This is a genomic window from Chitinophaga arvensicola (assembly GCF_900110835.1).
In the GTDB taxonomy this organism is placed as follows: Bacteria; Bacteroidota; Bacteroidia; order Chitinophagales; family Chitinophagaceae; genus Chitinophaga; species Chitinophaga arvensicola.
Map to the genome: position 1 here is coordinate 848,836 of NZ_FOJG01000002.1, position 20,945 is coordinate 869,780.

Annotated in this window: 8 protein-coding genes; all 8 read right to left on the bottom strand. The window is 49.8% G+C overall.

Features of this window, described 5'->3' with window-relative positions; genetic code table 11:
- Positions 1-8: 8 nt before the first annotated feature.
- The 8 genes from BMW79_RS20870 to BMW79_RS20905 all read right to left on the bottom strand — a co-directional run bounded on the left by BMW79_RS20870 (position 9) and on the right by BMW79_RS20905 (position 20,920).
- Positions 9-872 (bottom strand): WD40 repeat domain-containing protein, encoded by an 864-nt coding sequence (locus BMW79_RS20870; RefSeq protein WP_089897736.1) that lies wholly within the window; start codon positions 870-872, stop codon positions 9-11.
- 146 nt (positions 873-1,018) lie between these two features.
- On the bottom strand, positions 1,019-3,859 hold the full coding sequence (locus BMW79_RS20875; RefSeq protein WP_089897737.1) for an eCIS core domain-containing protein: 2,841 nt from the start codon (positions 3,857-3,859) through the stop codon (positions 1,019-1,021).
- An 11-nt stretch (positions 3,860-3,870) separates the two neighbouring features.
- Positions 3,871-5,229: an OmpA family protein gene (locus tag BMW79_RS20880; RefSeq protein WP_089897739.1), complete on the bottom strand. Its 1,359-nt coding sequence runs from the start codon at positions 5,227-5,229 to the stop codon at positions 3,871-3,873.
- 11 nt (positions 5,230-5,240) lie between these two features.
- Entirely contained in the window at positions 5,241-5,861 is a 621-nt protein-coding gene (locus BMW79_RS20885) for a pentapeptide repeat-containing protein (RefSeq protein ID WP_089897741.1), read from the bottom strand.
- 10 nt (positions 5,862-5,871) lie between these two features.
- A complete protein-coding gene (locus tag BMW79_RS20890) occupies positions 5,872-8,469 on the bottom strand; it encodes an eCIS core domain-containing protein (RefSeq protein ID WP_089897743.1) in 2,598 nt (865 codons plus the stop codon).
- A gap of 27 nt (positions 8,470-8,496) precedes the next feature.
- A complete protein-coding gene (locus BMW79_RS20895) occupies positions 8,497-9,933 on the bottom strand; it encodes a contractile injection system tape measure protein (protein WP_143059235.1) in 1,437 nt (478 codons plus the stop codon).
- Between the two features lie 9 nt (positions 9,934-9,942).
- Complete coding sequence (locus BMW79_RS20900) at positions 9,943-16,425, bottom strand: hypothetical protein (protein ID WP_089897747.1); 6,483 nt, start codon at positions 16,423-16,425, stop codon at positions 9,943-9,945.
- A gap of 10 nt (positions 16,426-16,435) precedes the next feature.
- Positions 16,436-20,920, bottom strand: coding sequence for a baseplate J/gp47 family protein (locus tag BMW79_RS20905; RefSeq protein WP_089897749.1), 4,485 nt, complete (start codon positions 20,918-20,920; stop codon positions 16,436-16,438).
- Positions 20,921-20,945 lie beyond the last annotated feature (25 nt).

A 20,945-nucleotide genomic window follows, 5' to 3' on the forward strand; every position in this document is an offset into this window, starting at 1 on the left:
TCTTTCATTTATAATAAAGTAGTAATCCTGACGACGGCGCCCTCCATAAAAAAAGCGAGTAACCGGTCGTTGTCTGCGGCCACAGAAAAGATGGCGCCCGGAGCGGAAAGCACCTGTCTTTCCTCAGGCGTATCTGTGTGCACACGAAATGCTTTTCCGTCAAAGTCTACTGCTATCATGTATTTTCCATCCGGGGTAATGGCGGCGTCGTTCCATTGTCCTTTCCAACGGTGAATTTCCTTTCCTGTGGCGGCATCCCACAAACCGATATGATCATATTGTAATAGCAGCAACCGCTGCTCATCTGCGGTCATATCGATTTTCACTGCGGGTAATTTCTCCGGAATCACCCTGGACGCAAAAGTGTCTTTGTCAAACAGCCGGAATTGCCTGGTACCTGCCAGGATCCATTTATCACTGACATACAGCGCCGCTACCGGCAGATCGCTGTCTTCCCAGAGTGTTTGCAGGAGCTGCCCTTCGCTGTTCAGTAACAGTACCTTTGCGGGTGGCGGTCCCGGCTGACCGGTCCACTTTACGGATACGGCGACAACAGCAGCATCCGGCGACCAGGAAAAAACCGTTGGCGTGTAACCGTCATAGTTAGTTGCAGCCTGCGATGCCAATGTGTTCCATATACCCGGAATATCCTGCCATTGCCTGGTAGTCAGGTTCATGACACCGGCACCCCAATATAACTGGTCGTTCACCAGCCTGGGGAAGCCCGGCTGGGGCTTATCAACCGTTTGCTGACACCACAGCTGCTCCTTCTTCCATACCGTTATCCGGTGCAGTTCTGCCGCCACCGCGTATTCACCGTGAAGGATCATCCTGCTGCCGCCGCCACCTGTCAATGTTTTCCAGTTACTCATTCTTTTCATCTTTTCCGGGAAGGACTACCATCGCGATCCTCTCCTGTTATTTTTTTATTTCCGGGAGATGGATACTTCGGTATTCATCTCCCATTATCATTTTCATACCGGGTATTGCTGCTATTCATTATTCCCGGGAAGCACCGTCAATACGGAGAAATTCCACGTTTTATAACAAAACCCAATTTTCCATAGAAATCAATGGCAGCCCAGGTATCTACGATGCCCGCCACCTGTATTTTTTCGCCCGGTTTCACCACACCAATCACTTTGTGTTTGGTATCCGGGCCGTTGCGCACATTCAGCGTTGTAGCAGCAGTCACCCTTGCCTTACGGTTGCTGGCCTTTATCAGCAAGGTGTTCTCCACCTCACCCGGAAGCTGGGTATTGGCAGCAGGACGGTTATCTCCCGGCACCATAGACCGTGGTGCACGACGTTCCAGCAAACCAAGAATTTCCGCCGGCTTCCGGCTGCCCAATTGAGCAGTGAGTGCAGGAGACAACGTGGGACCTGCAGCGGTATTAATAATTTCGCTTTCCAGGAATGCTTTTACCAACGCGTTGGAAGAGTCCCGCTCCAGCCACGCAATAGCCAGCCGGAGCCGGCCTATACTGCGCGGCGCAGCTGCCGCAAAGAGACTCGCATCGAGTTTACCTAATGTGAATGGGTCGAGTACTTCCATTACATCCCTGACCCTGCCGGCCGGCAAACTTTCTATATAGGTCAGGAAGGCCGCTTCCCTGCCAGGATTCAGTACCATCCAGCCCTGCTCCATGATAAGCCGTCCTATTTGTTCGGAAAGTTCAGTAGGGGCTTTCAGCACCGTTTCTGTGAGCATCTTTTTATAAATCAGCGGCGCACTCACCAGTGGATTTACCTGCTGTACAAAATGATCTGCCGTAATACCGTACTCCAGGCCAAATCCAGCCAGGAATGGGAAACGCGCTACTTCTGCCAGTTCCTGCAACCTGGCCAGGCTCACATTACCTACGCCTACCCCATCCAACGCTACTTTCACCATTCCCACCGTACAATCATTCCACCAACCCGGAGTTGCCGGAACAAATGCCAACCGGTTATTGAGCTGCGCAGTCGCATTTTTCGGATCTTTAGCCGCTATTTCCACTGCAGCACGCATCACCCCTTCTGCCTCCATACCTTCTGCTATATAAGTAAGCGCATCACCCAATGCTTTCGGATCAAAGGGATAAATAATATGCATATCGTTTGTAACAGGGTCCCTGAGTTTGGTAGCACTCAATCCTACGGATGCACGCGCTGCTTCTATCGCCACGCCTTTCTTCTGTGCCGCAATACGTTGCGCTGTAAACTCGCTCAGATTCGGATTCGCTGCCATATACGGTGCAACGCCGGCTGCCGGCGTACCCGCAGGGATCTCATGCGCCCCTACCAGGCAACCTGCAAAGATGATTCGCGCCTTAGCCGGGTTGTTGGGCAACTGCCGGATAAGCACATCCAGCAAGGCCTGTGTTCTGGCTTTCGATGCAGCATTGCTTACATCCAGGCTTTCGGTATTATAATTTACTATACCATTCTTCATACTTGGTGTGCCCGCCAGCTCCTGGCTATAGGGAGAACCATGCCCCGCAATAATCACCTGCTCAATACGGTATTTTCCGGTGGCATCTTTTTGTCCGTATGTTTTCGCCAGCTGCGGAAGCTTATTGGTAATGGTTTTCAGCGAAGCTTGTCCCTCCAGCATTAACACCAGGTTAGGTGAATTGAGGATCAGGTCTTCAAAAAGACCGGCAGAATCCTGGAAGGCGCCGGCATCGTCGCCTGTGTGCAGAATAAGATGCAGCGGGGCTTTCCTGGACCTGTTTTTAAAATTCGCTTTCAGTTTATTCAACGCAGGAATCGAAAACCGGTGCAGGTTGCGCACCTTTCCCTTTAATTCCGAAAAAGCGTCGGAAGAAGTAACCGTAAGCATATCTATTATCTTCTGAAACTCCGCTCCCCTTGCACCTGCTCCAGGCGTATACAATTGCTGTAAATGCGGCTGGAAATCTTTCCAGTAGTCTTTGAGTTTCTTCCACAGCACTTTCCAGGAAGCCACCAGGTCTATCAGTTGTTGCTCTGACACCGAATTATTGAGTACATGCCCGCCCATCAGCGCTTCCAGCTGTTGTAAGGCTACGCCCAGTTCAATACGTTTAGCCAATGGCGGGGTGCTATCCTGTATTTTCACCGTGTCCACCTGCTGACAACCACGTCCAAAAGCAGACAGCGCCTGCCATTGCGGGGGTTTCAATGCCACCAGGTCTTTTATTTTCACGTCGCCTGCACCCGGAATTAAATAATCATCTGATCTCAGCCGGTTCAGCAACGACCATAAGGCATTGCGATCGGCCGGCTTCTTCAGCGAGGGATCAATAAACCAATCGGATTGCCGCAGCGTATAGTTGCTGAACTCCTCCAGCGACATGCCTTCATTGGCAGCGGTACCATCTCCCAGCAACGTTGTTTTGTCGCTCCTGTCTACAGGAGAATTAACAAATGGCGCCAGCGGTGCACGGGCAATCACGGAGGCCGGGCGCTGCTGCACCACATGCGTCAGTTCATGCGCCAGCAGGTGTTTCCCTTCCTTGTCGCCGCTGTATTCATTCGCACCAAAAAAGATATCATTGCCATGCGTAAAAGCTTTTGCCTGCAACTGCCCGCTGAGCCGGGCCGCTCCTGCATCTTCGTGGATACGTACCGCACTGAAATCCCGGCCAAAAGCACGGCCCATATCCTGCTGCTGACGCGCAGGTAGCGGCGAGCCGCCGCCTTTACTTTGGGCAAGCTGCTGTTCTACGTCCGGTGCCACTTCCTGTGTCCCCGTATCTCCTTCCGCCTGCCGCTGAATGACGGGCTGAAAAAAAGATTCCTTCACCGGAGAGGTACCAAAAAAAGGACCTTCCCGCTGTTGAGGAGCCGTAGCTTTTAATCCCGCTGGTTGTATTTGTGCATTTGGTCTGGCCACGTGCTTCCGTTTTATTCAATTGTCTGGTTAGGAACACAAACGCCCTGACCATTATTACTTTCTGACCGTCTCACATACCGGCAGGTAGGACCTCCATAAATGGCTTCCAGGTCCAGGCCTGGCGCCATTCCCGGTTGCCAGTCGCCGATAATCGAAATCGGCGCCAGACCGCTGGTCTGCTTCTTTTTGATATCTACATTCTCCGAACCGGTCACACTCCAGAACGCATGATTCAATGGAATAAAAGCACCCATTTCGCGCACACCCAGCACCACTGCAAAATTCATCAGCCAGAAATAATGTGTGAGATGGAAAGGCCCTTTTTTTGCATCCGGGTAATGCAGGGGGAATACCGCACCCGGGCGATCCCGGAGACCTATCTTACCCTTGGTAGTACCCGGACCTGAGTTGAACATACTCAATCCATCTATAGCAAAGCCACTGGTAGCGTTTTCCAGATCTTTACAAGGTAACAGGTTGCAATTGGCGTAGTCGAGCAGCATCGTGCGACCGGCATTGTCGCTGTATTGCGCCATCAGCGTGTCGCGCGTGAGGATCTGCGTAAAACCAACACCCGTGCCACCCAGGGACGTCAGCGTGATATCGGCCGATGCGGCCATGGAAAAATGAGTGCGGGCGAAAAAGTTATCCGCCTCATTAAAAGTGGGCTTGGGCGTGGGAATTCCCTGTTGTTTTATGATCAGGTTCTGTACATCCACATCCACCCAGGGTGGCAACTTGGATACAACCGGCGTGGGCCTGAACAGGAACAGTTCCACCCGCCGGTTACGCGCCTGATTTTCCGGAGAAGTTTCCGGCGCCAGGCTTCTCGGACTGGTAGTGGAATCTATCACAATCCTGTTGGCAGGAATTTTTTTAGCGATCAGGAAATCACGGATCACCGCCGCTCTCTGTCCTGCCAGTGCTTTGTTGCTGTCTGCATTGCCGGAGGTACTGGCCGCACCTTGTAGCTTCACCTGTAAAGAGCTGTCTTTTTTTAATAACTCTACCCAACGATCGCCTACTTCGTTTAGCCTTTGGCGGTGTGCATCACGCATATCTGTTTCACCCACGCAATAATTCCAGAAAATTAATTCGTTGCTGCTGGCTTTACCGGCACTCGTATCTTCCACCCCGAAAATCTTACCTGGATTATCACTGGCCCATTTGGCTTCCGGCGTCTTGTCTGATTTACAAGCATCTGCCACTGCGGCGTTGGCGGTATCTTTGGCTTTTGTATCTGCGGGTTGCTTTTGCAGGGTACTATCAGGGGCTTTACTGAAAAAAGAATCCCCGCCCTCAGCTTTGCTGAAAAAAGGCTTATCACTTTCCGCCTGTTTATTGTTTAAGTTTTTGGGGTGCTTCTTCATATCAGACTATTTTATTCAAACAACGGTTCTTCTTTGAAATAGGCAGCCAGAGCTGCTGCATCATCTATCTTTCGCGTGCCTTCTTTTGTTTCTATCACCACCTCCATTACCTGTGTTCTCTCCACCTGCATGTTTGTAAATGGCCCGGGGTTACGCCATACGTTTTCACTGATCTGTGCATCCGACAGGGACACCGTTTCCATGCGCACCTGTTCCATTTGCGTATTCATGAGCCAGGCCGCTTCCAGAGAGGTATCTGCTAATGCTACGTCTTTCCATATGGTGCCGGTAAAATCCGCCCGCTTTCCATTGCTGTTGATCATTTCACAACGTTCAAACCGGGAATAGGACAGATTACACTTAAAGAAACTGCAATGCACAAACCGGCAATCAATGAAGGTACAGTATAGCACATCTGCAAAAGAAAAATCTACATCTTCAAAAACTACATTTTCAAAAACGCAGTACGACAACAGGCTCTCCTGCACCGACAAATGATCCAGTGTTGCATCAGCAAACCTGACATCACCCAGCCGGAGTTGGTTTCCGGCACTATTATCCCCTCCGTTATCCAGCCATTGCTCATGTTCCCGGATGGCTTCCTGTAAATTTTTGCTGTTGATCTGATCCATGCCTGTTGCTTTAATTGTTGATGATAATTACCCGCTTCGTACCATCCGGAATAGGGCTTGGCGGCCCTTTCATGATGGCATCCAGTTCTTTAAGGAAAGTAGCTTTTTCTGCCGGTGTAAGGTTACCTACATCTACTACTACTTCCACATCCCTGGTATATTTCTGTATTTTCAGACCGATGTCCTTTGCCTGCAGATCTACGCCGTAGGTCTTGCCGTTTGGCAATGTTGGCTCAACCGGTGTTTTTATTTCCACGTAGTTAATCAGTTTATTCTTCTCATCCACCATCGCGAAATCATGTGGTGCTTCTCCATTGTCAGTATCCGGTCTTCTGGCCCTTCCTTTCAGGCGGCCCGTCTGCTCTGCCTGTAACACGGCGCTGGCTTCTGCATCTTTCTTCGGACCTACCTTTCCATCTTCGATGGCGAGGTCTTTAAACCGTTGTCTGAAATTAGCGATTTCCTGTTCTACATTTTCATAAAGCGCCAATTTCTGTTGCTCGGTCAGATCCGCTCTTGCTTCGATATTCCTGAGCCGGGTTTCAAACGCATCCGGTGTACCACCACGCATGCGGTTATCCAGCTTAATTTCCTTGTCGTATTTCAATCTGATATCATCACAGGGCGAAGCGCACACCAGGCATTTACCATTTTCATCTACCTGTACCTTACGTTTCCCATCAATACTGTTGCCTTCCGCTTCAATTTTAGGCGCTTCCCCTTTCGCACCCGGCGTTTCTGTTTCTCCTTTGATCTTACCATTTTTTACTTCTCCCTTCGCTCCCATTTCTATGTACCGGAGATAGCGGGCGATAAGCATCTGCAAGTCCTTCGGCAACCAACTCACCACCTGCTTCAGGATGGCGCCGGCAATTTTACCGCCCACCCAGGCCAGGGCCAGTAAAGCCAGCATCATGGCTGTACTGATAGATCCTTCCGCAATGCGTTTGTAATAATTATCATTTTCTGCGGCCAGGGCGCCATCTTTGGCACAGGCCTCAATGCTGTTCAGGCTTAGTACACTTTTCAAAATCACCAGCAGTTCCGTGCCTATGGTAGCTGCCAGTAAACCTTCGCCGATGCTGCCTGCTGTTGCCAGTCCTGCTCCAAAGCCCGCTGCCGCTCCCGGCGCAGCTCCTACGCCACCGGCAGCAGCGCCGCCTACCAATCCCATCACGGTTTCGGAGGCAACAATCACAATAGCCACCCATCCATAGAAACGGTTGGCTATACTCAGCAAATCTTTCTGTACATAGAGGAACTGATCTGTGAACTTGCCTACATTCAGTTCTTTCAATTCATGGATCGCCAGCTTCGCATCTTTCATCAGGGTGGCGATCTCTTTACCCAATCCTTTCTGATTTTTAGGATCGGTTTCAAAAGCGGTGGTGATGCCTTCAAAAGGATAGAGCTGGTCGTGAACGGTTTCTTTGATCGTTTCCCACCAGTTATCCTTGAGATGCGATAGCATGGGCTTTAAATAGTCGTCCCAGATAATTTCCAGGTGCCGCCTGTCTGCGAAAGGCAGGGAGAAGAAATATTTCTGTACTGCCGGACCAATGGCGTCTATCTTTTGCTCTATAAATGCTTTTATTTCGGCCAGGATCTGCTCTTTATGTGCAATCACTTCCTGGATCATTTTCACCGTTGCCACAAATCCTTTCAGCATCAGCAGGGCTGCCGGCAAGCCCGGGATGGTACTGATCACCACCTGTGCCGCCGTACCGGAAGCCGCATCCAGGATCATCTCCGCTGCCTCCAACGGCGATTCCGGGATCTTGATCCCCAGCAGATCTGCCAGGTCACCCAAACCGCCTGCCACTGTACTCACCACGCTGCTGAGCAACCCTTCCCGCTGTACCATTTGCGGCATCGCGGCTGGTGTCAGCGTATTCTGCTGCAATACATGTGTGAGCTCATGGGCCAGCAGGTGTTTGCCGCTATCTGACCCGGGGTTGTATTCGCGTTGATTGAAGTAAATATCATTCCCGTGCGTGAAAGCCCGGGCTTGTAAACTATTGTTCAAACCGGCAGCATGACTGCCGGTATGGATCTGTACATTTTCAAAACTTTTCCCGAAAGCACCTTCCATATCCTGCCGCACATCCCGCGCCATCGACTGCCCTTTGCCTTTACTGCTACTAATGCCTGCTTCCACTGCCGGTGCAGCTACAGCGGCGCCTCCGGAGCCAGCCGGTTGCAGGCGGATCTCCGACGGGCCACCGGTATCAAAGATAGGTTTGCGTTGCAAACCCGGTTTTTTCTTTTCGGATTGTTCTTCTTTTTGCTCCTGTTCTTCGTGTTCACAGGCAGCACATTTCAATTGTATAGCCGGGCTTTTGCGCTGCAACGGGCTTCCCTCTACGGGCGTTGCCGGCGCCGGCTGGGCTAATCGCTGTACCACCTTATCGGCCGTGGCATCTGCTTCTTTTTCATAATGATCTCCGGGTTCTCCTACAGATAGTTTTGTCTGAACCACCGGCTGACCAGGGAAAAAGGAACCAGTACTTTTTTCATTGGAAAAAAATCCCCCTTTCCCTTTGTTGAAAAAGGGTTGACCGGCCCGATGCGGGGCGGCAGTAGCCGTGCGGGGGGTAACTGTTTTCATATTCGCGGAAAGCTGCAGTACCAGACGCTATCGCCATTGTACATGCAGCGGAATTTTCATCCAGTTTAATTTGATGATACTGATATTCCAGGGCAGATGATCCAGCAGCATATCTATCACACCAGACTCCATCTGTAACTGATGCTTGTCTTCGCCCATGGTAAGTTTTCCGGAGCGCTGAAGGAACCCTTCCCTTAGTCCATCTACCGAAGTATTCTTTAATATCTTCCAGTGTTGGATCGCATTTTCCAGCAGCCCGTCTGCTTCCTCCATCGCCGCCGGATCCGGCGTCAGCCTGGTATCCAGGGGTTGCTTCAATGGCCAGCCACAGAGCAGCTTGGGTAATACTATCTCAAATTCTTCGGCCTCCGTTTGCCCGGTGGCCATATAATGCAGCAACAGGATCGCCTTTTGCCGGGCAGCTGCATTGATAAACTGTTTGCCGTCCGTCCATTCCAGTTGCCGGAACAAGGGCGACAACCAATGATGCAGTAAGATGATGCCCGCATGCATTACATAAAAAGTATTTTTTTCGGTGGTATCTGCCTGTAGCTCAGTTTCAGCAATCGCTTTTTCATTAGGCAACACTTCCGGTATATCCGTTACCGTAGTCACTTTCTTTTGCAGCGCCGATGGATGGGTAGTAATATAATCCGATACCACACCACGTAACTTCTGCCAGTCTTTACGCCCGCATAGCGTTTGCAGGGCATCCATATCAGTAAGTAATACAGGTGCTGTTGTGATGAGTAAACGATGAAGGAAAACTACTTCACTGCTGGCAGGATCTTCCGCTGCCTGCAACAACAGCGACTGCCAGCAGTCCTGTTCAAAGGCTCCTTCCGTCAGCAATGATTCCTTTGCAAAAATAAGGCTGCCGCTGGCTTCATAGAGTTGTTGTATCAACAATTCCCAGTGTACCTGGTTCTTTGCCGTGATAGTACCCAGCAATTGCGCCAGGAAAGCCCGTGGGTGCTGGAAAACAATGCGGCGCAAATAATCGGGAGATGTTATCAACTGCTTCTTTAGATAAGCGATAGCACCATAGCTGGTTGCCAGTGTTTGCAATACCTGCTGATACCAGGCGGTATCCGGGCGACCGGCATTCCATGGAAGCGCCCCTTGTTCCATATAGTAGCACCATTGATCAAAAGCATGCTCCGGCAGGCTTTTAAAGCTGGGTCCTTTTATTTTTAAGAGAAACAGGGCTTCGCTGACTTTGGCCACCAGTAAAGCGACGTACTGATCATTCTCCAGGTCCCTGGCTTCTATCTTCCCCAGATCAATTTCGAGGCGGTCGATATAGATGACCACATCTTCCGTACTGATACTGTCGAATAGCTGCTCCAGCGCCGGGATGATTTTTTTCCAGTACAGGTCTGTTACCTGGTGTTGCCAGGTAAATACCGTTTCTTTGTTATGTACGGTCAGCAGGAGTGTTTGTTTGCGGATCCTATGTAACATCATCATCACTTATTTCATCCAGCGCAGGCATTGTGCCGCCAGATCTTCATTTTCATCAGAAATCAGTTCCTCCGGCTTCCAGTCTTTTGCCAGGGCCGACAGGTTTATTCCTTTGTCCTTCATTTTGCGTAATGTCTGTTGCAGCTGTTTCTTTTCAGGTGCTCCAATAGCCACTGGCCTGCGAAGCAACAACTGATCAAGGCACAACCAGGTAATATTGCGCAGCAGCAATGCCTGTTCGCTGGCTGCCATCTTTTTACCGGAAGGCATATGCTTTAACAGGAACTCTGACAGGGTGCTGTATTTGTGCATATTCACCGGACCACCTTCCATGAACTTCTCTGTGCGGTCATATGCTTCCGCGTCTACGATATTGTCAGGATCTACAGGAAGAATCTGTTGTTTGTACTTCGACATACGCTGACGGCCTTTTCTATCGCGAAGCAATATGTCTTCGGGGGAATTCGTCCGGTGAGTAGCGTATGCCGCATCATCGGGTGTTGCCGCCACCGGGGCTTCCGGTATATCCGTTACCGTTACCCCTGCTGCTTTTTCAGCTACTGCTGCTTCCGGTGTTGCAGTTACAGTGTCCCTCACCACACGCGTATCAGTCAGTATTCTTCCGGGTACAGCGGGAATTTCATTCGACAGGCAATCTATTTCCTCCATCTGGCAACGTTGATGGAATTTGCTGTTGATCCAGCTGCCAAAATCAGATTCCCATTTATCTTTCACCTCGAAACAGGAAGGACTCACCTGGTTACAACCGGGATCAATGGCCGTATCGGAAACCGTATCCATGGTATCTATCTGTCCAAAAAGATAGCAGATCAGGCAGCATTGGATATGTGCATCATCGCCGCACACTGGTTTACAGGCAAGGTGCTGCAACCATCTGCGATAAAGGGTTTCAAACTCACAGAAGCTGCGCGGGCGTACCCATAGTATGTTTAACAGCACATGTGCAGGGGCTTCTTTGCGCAGCAGGTGCTCCATCATGGCCCGGGTAGTATCATTCCGGAAACGCACCGGCCAGCCAGGCAGTACGATGGTGGCTACAAAAGAATAGGGATCAGCAAATGGTATAACGGTGGTGACTAAACTCGGATGATCGGGCGGTGTATCGTAGCCAACGATCTCTTCATTCCAGGGTAGTTCACACAACGGCTCCGGTTTGGCCGGTAGTAAACACTGACAATCATCATTATTCCTTGGCCGAAGCAGGATATGCTCTACCACATGCATGCCTTCATCATTGATAGCAGCGGCAGCACGATCGATGGCCGCCTGCATCGCAGGCAGGGAAGAATAACATTGCGGATTAAGTGCCAGTACATAGGTACCATCTACCAGTTCAATACCAAACGGACCACAACTTTCTCCCAGCGAAGGTTGATAATTATCTGTATTGGCCAATGCCGCACAAAACCTTTTGAATTCAAGCACAGCGGCTGCTAAACAATAGTACTGCGCAGCACTTTCCCATACAATGGCGCCCGGTTTGGCAACTGGTGGCGGTGCATCGCAATTACAACCCGTTGTTTCATCGGGCAGTTCTTCCTGCGGTGTAAAACTGCTGTTATATAAGCGAAAAGAATACGTATAGCCGTAAGCGGTTTTCTCCCTTCGTATCGGGTAATAAAGCGCCAGCTGCTGCCATTTCTTTATCCATTCGTCTTTGTCCTTATCTGATAAAACGCCGGTACCGGCAGGCTTATAATAACCGCTCAAGGTACCGTTGCCGGAAAGTTCAAAACGGGTTCCATCTTTACTGATGGCGTAATTGTTCCGGTTCCACAACAACGATAACACCTCAAACAACCAGTCTTCCTTAGCACCCGCCGCATTCGCATCGGTAGGATATTGCCGGGCGGAATACAACACCACTTCTCCGGCAGCCAGTATTTGCAGCTGAAAATAATTGCCTGCATAAAATGGGCTTACTTCCAATGTCACCTGGCAGGTACCGGATAACTGCTGACCAATTACCTGTAGCTGTTCCAGGTATTGCGTTCTATCCGATTCTGTATTGTAGGAGTAAGGATGTACGGCGAGACGATAACCTTTTTTCACCGCCTTAAAGCTGTAACAGGAGTCGTTCTTTACTTCTCCGTAATAGGCGCTGTTACCCCATCGGGTGGCATCCAGCAATAATTCCAATCCAGTATACAAACCTTGTCCGGCAGCATCTTTCCCTTCCGTTCCCCAGGCGTCGGCAATGGAATTATAATGTGCAACACTCTCCAGTAAGACTTCATTCATTACCACCTGGTAGCGGCAACTGCATTCACTCAAACGCACCCCGCTGTTACCGGCGTACCTGGCCAGAGCGAGGAATAGCTGTAACCCTTCACAGGCGGAAGGCATATCAGTAAAACACTCGCAGAGTTTCCAGATCCTTTCCTTCCGGGTAATATCGTACAGGCTAACCCGTAGCCGCTGTACATTACTCAGCCAATGATAGGGAAAGCTGCGCATAATATGCGGCACAATGGCCAGCAGGGCAGCGTTTCCGCCAAACTGTGTAATGGTGGCTGCGGGCACAATGGCCAGTGGTATGTTTTTCGGATCTGCTGCCGGCGTTCCTTCCAGGAGAATGCTGCTGCCGTAAGCAGCAGGATCTCCGGCAATATGTACCAGTTGCAGGTATTGCTGCTGAAAAGCACTGATGGCTTCTGCAGCCGAGCGGTAAGATTTATAGCTCCGCAAATATTCCGTTTCAACAGTGGGATAACCTGGCGCCTTGTAAGTTTTTTCAATACCCCGGATCACATAGTAATAGCTTATTGCCTGTGTCTGGGGATCTTTTACACAGGTCACCACATCCTCCCCTCCCATACAGATTTCGAGGTAATCGATTCCCTGCTGATCAATACTGCGCAGCGTACTCAGTTTATCCGTTGCCGTAGCTTTATCCGCAAAGGTTTTAGGATACCTTGCCATGCAACCCGTTTTATTAATGACGCGGTATACATAGGTATCCAGCTGATTACCATCGGTTCCGGTGGTGCTGGTAGCATGAATATATCCGGAGATATCAGCCGGAACGTGACCACTTCTGAGTTGCGCCATCGACAGGGCCTGTTGCAGTTTGCCGGAAGCCGCTGCGGTGGCAGTCAGTTTGGTATTCAATGCCGCATGCTGCAAAGCAGGGCGGGCGCCCTTTTCTGTTTGCAATTCCAATCCATCCAGGGAAGCTGTAAAATGATCCATGGCTGTTTGTGCCAGTTCATCGGTAGTATACTCAGTATCGCTGTTAAACGCATATGGCTTTCCTTCCATTCCCTGCAACTGCACCTTGTATTTCCAGGCAGCAGGCTGTTTCGAGTAAGATACCTGGTACAATTGTGCCTGTACAATCTGCTGAATATGCAGCACCGTATTTTCTGCCTGGAGTTCCTCATCAAACAAGCCGGGATGAGTGGCTTTTACATCGCTTCGTTCTACCAGTACTATTTCGTACCTGCCATCCGGATTTTGCCGTACCAGGTAGCTGGTGGGAGCGGCGGCCAGTTGCAACAGCAGGTGAAATTCATCAGTTGCCTGTTGCTCGCTTTTCACGAGTGTGGCAGAAGTGAACATGATAAAGGCGTCTTCTTCAATACTGATCTGCACCTGCAATTTGCCGCCTTTCTGCTGAATATTATCTGCCTGGAAAGCATCCAGGTTGATGAAGGTGGTATGTGTGGCATTAACCGGCAATAAATGAAGCGATGGCAGTTCCTGTGGGGGCGACACCTGCCAGTCGTCTTCTTTTACTTCTGCCAGCAGTGCATCAGTAGCAGCTACAGCTCCCGGCTGATCCGGATAGGCTGTATGGGAATGTAGTAGCAGCTTTCCGTCTGCACCTGTTACTTCAATAAAGTGATCATAACGGCTGATCTCTGTGGCCCCGCTGAGAGGTGGCTCCGCAAAATACGCCTGTATCTGTTGCAGGCGTTGATCCCTTTCTTCCGGCGTAGCCGCCGGGATAGCCAGGGAAGCGTACCCGGCGCTCAGGGGCACTTTTACACCGTATTCGCTTTTCACTACATCATCTGTCCGGATCAGCTTTTCCGGATGTTGCAGCTGTTGGGCCAGTTGTACCAGTGCTGCAGACGCATCCGCTGCTGTTACATAGTTCGCTGTTCTAAATAATACCTGGTCTTCCGCATCGCGGATTTCTGCGTAAAAGTAGGTTTCATAAGGTCCTACTATAAAGGGGCATAAGTAATGACGATTTCTTTTATCGATACCTGCCAGTGCGAGCACCCGTTGCTCATAACCGGAAGTATTGGAAGTATTCCATTTGTTAACGCGGTAATCGTACGCTTTCCCACGGTTGCTGCTGAACACATCGTACCCCGAAAGAAAACTCGCCTTAGCGCGCAGCCCTTTATCTGCTGCAGCCTGCCGGTCGTTGATACCATATAACACCAACGCATAATCGGTGAATGTTTCTGCAAAACGGGCCAGCAAATGATTCAGCATCGTTTCACGACGCTGCTGATACAGGGCTTTGTCTTCCACAATCTTCCGGAGGTAGCCCTGGTAATCTGCCAGGCTGAACACCACATCAAACGCATACTGATCTTTGTTGGCGGAATTCTTAAAACCAAACGGGCGCAGGTTTTCCGTGTATGCGGCCAGGAAAATGGCCGATTGTGCCGCCTCTTTTGCCTTCTGCTGTGAAGGATAATAACGGCAGCCAAGCAATACATAGTCCCTCCCCGGCGTGGCAATCACGAAACACCAGCAACTATCCCCGAACAGGTAAGTCGTAATGTTGGCGTTGTTATCACGGTTGGTCATATCCAGCATCAACTGCTCAACGGCTGTATTCCGGGCAGTGAGATAGTCGAAGCTGTAATATTTATTCCGCCAGCGCTGGATCACATCCTTTTTAACGGTAACGCCCGTATGTAGTTCATTCAGGATTTCCCGCGCTACCGGCAGCATCAGGGTATCATTTTGTTTCCAGCCCAGATCGGCATAGAAACCGCCCTGCTGAAAACGTAATAGTTTGTCGAGGTCGGGAACATCGGTGATGCCACCGCTGAAATAAGTCTGGGGAGTAGCATCCGGCGACATGGAAAAAAGATCCCGGAGGTGTTGTAATTGCCCAAGATAATCAGCCAGCAGCTGATCAAAGAACAACAGGAAGCCTTTCAGCTGCCATGCCTGCACTTTACGCAGCGGCGAAGCATCGTTGCCCAGTTCTCCGTCGCCGATCCCATATACCCTGGGAAAATCGCGTTGCAGGGAGTAATAGTTGCCGAGGTCTTCCCGGTAAAATCCAGCCGGCACCGGCTGATCCAGGTAGGCGGAAGTAGCCTCGTACCATACTTTGGTCCCATTCAGCAAAGCGCCGTTTAAATATTGCTGCAGATTATTACCATCAAAAGTAAAGGTGGCACTGCCGCGTTTAAATACAAAACGGCTGAGCGCCAGCGACAACACCGGCAGATGCCCTGTCAGCAATGGGAGAATCCAGGCTTTGCCCAGCGTGGAAGCCGACGGCGAAGTACTGCCACTCACGTAACCGGCTATACTGAGACCGGAAACAGTGGCAATTCCCGCTACGTCAAACATCACATGATATACGTCGGACACGTGTATTTCGGTGGGCCGGGTGATGGCATTCAGTTCGGTGGTGTCAATGAAACCATGACTGCCGGCAGCGTAAGCCCTGCCCGCAAAAATATCTTCCATCGCCACCTGCTTTTCCTGTAACATCTGTTGCAGGGTATAAAAGGTCACCCGGGGAGAGAAAAAGTTATAGAGCCTTAACACCAGTTCATTCAGTACTGTAGTCAGGTCTGCCCCCTCTTCCAGCTGAATTTCTGTGCACACACCTATCTCCTCGTGACACAGGATAGTAATATTGTAAAAATCTTCACACAGGTTACGGTGCGCCATCAACGCCCTGCGAATCTTTTCTTTCAGATCACTGAGCGCCTGCGCTCTCTCCTGGCTGTCTTCCGGCAGCGTTTCCGGTTCAATGAAAATATTGTATAAGCCATTTAATTCCACCAGGGTGATATCGTCCTGATACCCTTCCTGAAAGTCCTTTCCACGGCACATAAGACTATTCTCTCCTGCTGCCGACCAATGTATTTCAGGTGGTACATCGCCGGCGATTTCCAGCCATGCATTGCGCACACCATCAATATCCATCAGCAATTTTCGGTAATCGGTGATGGTGAGTGGGTTCACGGTCAGTATCCGTGCGGGAGTGAAAAAATTGTCTTCTTTCTGCGCACCACCGGGATTCATACTCAGCAGGTCTTCAAAAGGCAAACTGGTTCTGTATCCCATGTCCAGCAGCGAATAACACAGCACTTCGAGGATGGTGATGCCCGGATCATGCGCGTTATGATCTGTCCAGATCTTACCGGAAAGTTGGCCCAGGTAGCCGATGCCTTCACTCCGGAGTGTTTCAAAATCCAGCTCCGTTGGAAATGCAGGATCATTTTTTTTGATCACATTTTTTGTATTGATGTCCTCAGCCATAACAATGTAATTAGTTGATGATAGGACCTTGTGGCTCTTCAGGCGGCGCCTGTATTGCCTTACAAGGTGGTATCAGGGGTTCCGGAATGTTGCAGTCGGTTTCCTGCGGGGCTTCATAGATAGCGGCATCGCGGCAGTCCCCGGTCTTTTCTAAGCTCACGTTGATATCGCCACTTACCAGGATAGAACGGGGCGTGTGTGGTTCCATATCCGCAGCTGGCGAAGACTCCAGTTCATGCTGCATCGTCAGACAAATAACATAGTCCACATAATCCAGCTGCTCTACAAATCTCACCACATCAGCCTGGTGCACGATCTGACCAAAGGATAGTTTATCCAGCTTTCCTATCGCCCAGGGGGCGAAAAATTCCTGCAGGTCTGTTTTCAGCTTATCCGTATAGTATTTCTCGTCTTTTCCTTTATAGATTTTTATAGTGATATCCACTTTCACCTTTTCATACCTTGGATTCGTCACTTTGAGTCTTACGAACGGCGAAGAACGTTGCTTCAGATAGGTATGTATTTTCTCCAGTAAACTCAACGGCACCTTGGGTTCCATGAGATTACCCGCTGAGAGCTGCCGCAGATCAGGGATCACCGCTACTACAATATAACCGCCGGCAGCAATACAATCCCGCTGGTATTTAATCGCGCCCAACCCCAGGGTATGGTTCACACATTTTGCTTTATAAAGTTGCGGAAAAGCTTCCAGCGTAAGTCTTTCGTAATCGAACGACTGTATAGCCCGTCCCTTATGCCGCAGGTGTTCACTGACGCGGATATAAAAGTGTCCGTCTGCTTCCGGCAAACGGCCGTTGAAGCCATCATAAGGTTGCGTCACTGTTTTGATATGTGCATCCGCATCCGCGAGTTTGGTGATGCCACCGGCCTTCAATACTTCACCCAGGCGCATCACATCGTTTTCCGGCATCACACTAAAGGTGGCAAGCACCGCTTGTGTATGCACACCAATGGTTTCACAGATCGCCTGTACATTTTCCCCGATAGCGGCTTTCAACCAATACGTACCGGCAGGCATGATGGTATTGACGGTATTGATATCGCCGGGTACAGCAATATTGATGACGCCTGAACGCGTAAGTTCATCGGTATCGTCTTTAATCACCTCAAAGCCTTTACGCAATGGTTTCCAGCTATTGCTGGCCAGGTAGTACCAGTTCACCGTTGCTTTATCGGATTCGGAATCTGCGGTGGCTTCTGCCAGTTGGAACAGGAGATTCAGGTTGCCGTAGGGTTGCAGTTTACTCAACCCCACAAACAAAGTACCTTCATCACAAAATACCGGCAGCAAAGGAGGTGTCAGTTCCAGCACTTCTTCTTTGAAGGTATCTTCAAAAGGATAGAGGTGCAGCAACTGTACATCTTCCCTGATAGCAGTAGCACTGTAATCAAGGGAAATCTGGCTGATAACGGGCGTCCAGGGTTCATTGGGAATAATGGCAGACAAGGTGTCGGTATCGGTCACCGATGTTTTGATGGAATCCAGTTTCTTTTTCACGTCGTCTGCCAGCCAGGTAAGTCCTTTGAAGCCTTCAAAGAAACCATGGCGCACAGGAAAGTCGGGCGCATTCGGTCCCCTGGAAATGTAGCGGATAGTTAATGCATCCACGGCAGGCGGATGCCAGACCCAGGGCGACAAACCGTCGCCGGGGATCATGCTGTCCAGCCCACGCGCAGGATCATTGATATATTTATTCAGGCTGTCAGCATCAGTGGAGGCATCATCTACCAATTGTTTCAGCTCTTTCAAATTAAATACCACCGGCGCTCCTACTGAATTGTAATAAGCGGCGGTATCGATCCGGTTCTTTGGGTCTTTGGGATTGTCCAGCAGGCGGTTGAAGGCGGTCATTTGCCTGGCCAGCACAAATGCATAGTCCTTATGTAGAAAATCCTGGTTAGAGAGTGTTATTTTGGCAAAATAATCACGGGTATCGGCATTATATCTGGCTACTTTATCGCTTGTGAGACTGAATTCAGTTTTATAGCTCGCGTCTGCGGGCTTAGCCAGGGCTGTCGAATAACCATATACTTTACCGGGGTCACAGGTATTATCTCCAGCCGGCTGGAAAAGTGCCTCAGGTCCCGCGCTGCTTTCAAACCATTTGCCATCCTGCAAAACATATTTACGGACCTTAAAATCAGCTTCCAGCAAGCCTCCCTGTATGTAGCCACCATAGTAAGTGGCAAAATTCGACGGCTTATCCTTCCAGTTCATATTCACATTCACATGATCCCATTTCTTCCCGAATATTTCCGTAGAGCCGATGTAGAAACTCGGACCTTTAGCCAATGTCGAAAATTTCTTCTTCCCATCCAGTATCTCAAAATCAATAAGCGAAGGACGGGTACCAAAGGGATAAACAGGTGCATTTACATCCTGTACGGTTTCGTCATTTTGTACAATAATATTTTTAACTCCGCAAACATCTACTTTGATGGTAACATCGGAAATGCGGAAATCGCGGAGGAAATGATACAGTGCAATAGCGGTGGCGGTATTCTCCTGCTGCCGCTCCAGTACGCAGCGGTTACAATCCTGGCCGCCCACGTCATCAAGAAACTCATCCAGGTCCAGCTTTATCTGCTGATCTACTTCCACCCGTAATACCGGTAAGGTGGTATTATAATTTCCGTTGAGTGCTTTCTTATCATAAAAAGTCACCGCAGGAACTTCCGGTGGTAAAGTGACCACCAATGTGAGCTTATAACCAGGGGCAGTTTTTGCAATACTAATAACGGCTAGTTCCGGTGGTGCAATCCATTCCTTCTCGCCGCTAAAAAACAGCTGGAATACCTTGCGTTTTTTAAACAGCACTTTTACAGCTGCGGGTAAATTATTTATGATATTTAATTGCGTTGCATGGTCTGGATTTCCATCGATCAGCACGGCCCTGGCGCCATCTCCGGCAAATTCTGTTTTCGACAGCGTATCGCGCAATGTACCAATGCTATCGGAGTTTACACCCATTTGCTCCGCCTGTGCAATAAGGTCATCCGATAAGAAAATATAGGTATTGGAGAGCACCTTCTGCAACTCGTTCAGATAGCCGTTATCAAAGAGTAATACGCCTTCGGGAGATGTGGGGCAATTACCCGTTTCCGGAATAATAATACAATCAATGTTCACCGTAATTTTGCGGGTTCCTTCCTGTAGTAATAACACCGGGGACGCCAGCATAAAACCTAAACGGGCATAAGGATGCTGTACCGGTTGTGTTTTACCCGGGGCAATAAATTTACTGTAGCGGGAACCGGCGGTAAACCAGTTCTTCGGCGCGCCGTCCTGAAAGGGCTTACTCACACCATCCGCCATATTGGCCTGGGTAGCGATATATACTCCTTCTATAAAATCTTTTTCATAGCACAGCGTTTGCCCGTTCTGTTGCTTCTTTCTGAAGGCTGTCAGCGGGTTTACATACAGGGTGCGTAAACTGGAGATGATGGCATTGTCTACCACAATTTCATCTGCCAGCTGAAACAGCACATCAGATTTATTTTTATCCTTCCCATCGCGGAGGGAAGTACCTTTTGGCAGCAGGTATTGCGGGAAAGGTTGCTGCAGCTCAAACACCACATGCGCCTGATCCGGCGTGAGGGGTTTAGGAACCAGTCCCAGTACCCGCTGGAAGAAAAAGTCGAGATGTTTCTGGGTAAACCCGTTCAGTTGCTCCTGTGTATGACCAAAAAGATACAGGAAAGCAAAGAGCAGTCCCAGGTGCGGTGTATGTTGCTGTTTATAGGTTTCATTCAGGGGTTGCAGGCTTTCCGCAATGCTGTCCGGCGCCAGTGCGGCAATCGCGGCAACGGCATCTATAAATGGCTGAAACACGGACTGGTAAGCCTGTAACAGCAGCAGCGCCTTCTCCCGGGAGGTGGCGGCATACTGAAAACTCTCATTCCATTCCAGGTAGGAAAACACCGGATCAATGTTCCAGATGTCGTTGTTCTTTATTTCTGAAAGGTCGAGCGGGCGCACACAAAAATGCTTTACGGCGCCATTGGTAAATTGGATAAAACGGGACAAGGGTGTCCGTAACTTCTGCTGGATAATAGCTTCTATCTTACGTTCCATGGCCAGGCCGGTACCATGAAAACTCACCTGCCACTGTGCAACGGGCACAATAACATCATAATATAAAAAGTCGATCAGGAGTTGAATGGTATCTTTTACGGGGTGTGCATATACCTGTTTTACATATCCTTCAAAATCGTCGTTTAACTGGCTGGTATTTGTTTTTGCCAGTTGCGCCAGCAGGAACGGGAGGCTGTTCCGGAAAAAAGGCTGCCAGTCGCTGATCAGCGTGGCGCCCTGGTATTGATAATAATTGACCTGCGGCGCCATCTGTACAAAATAATGGAGCAGGTCGGCGAGCTTTCTCCCGTCTATCGGTGCGGAGGCTGCATCCAGGGCCGGTAGTTGCCGGTTACGCTGGCTGATGCCTGGTTCATATTGAAAAGGATGTACGATCATGATTTAACTGATTAATTGATGGCCC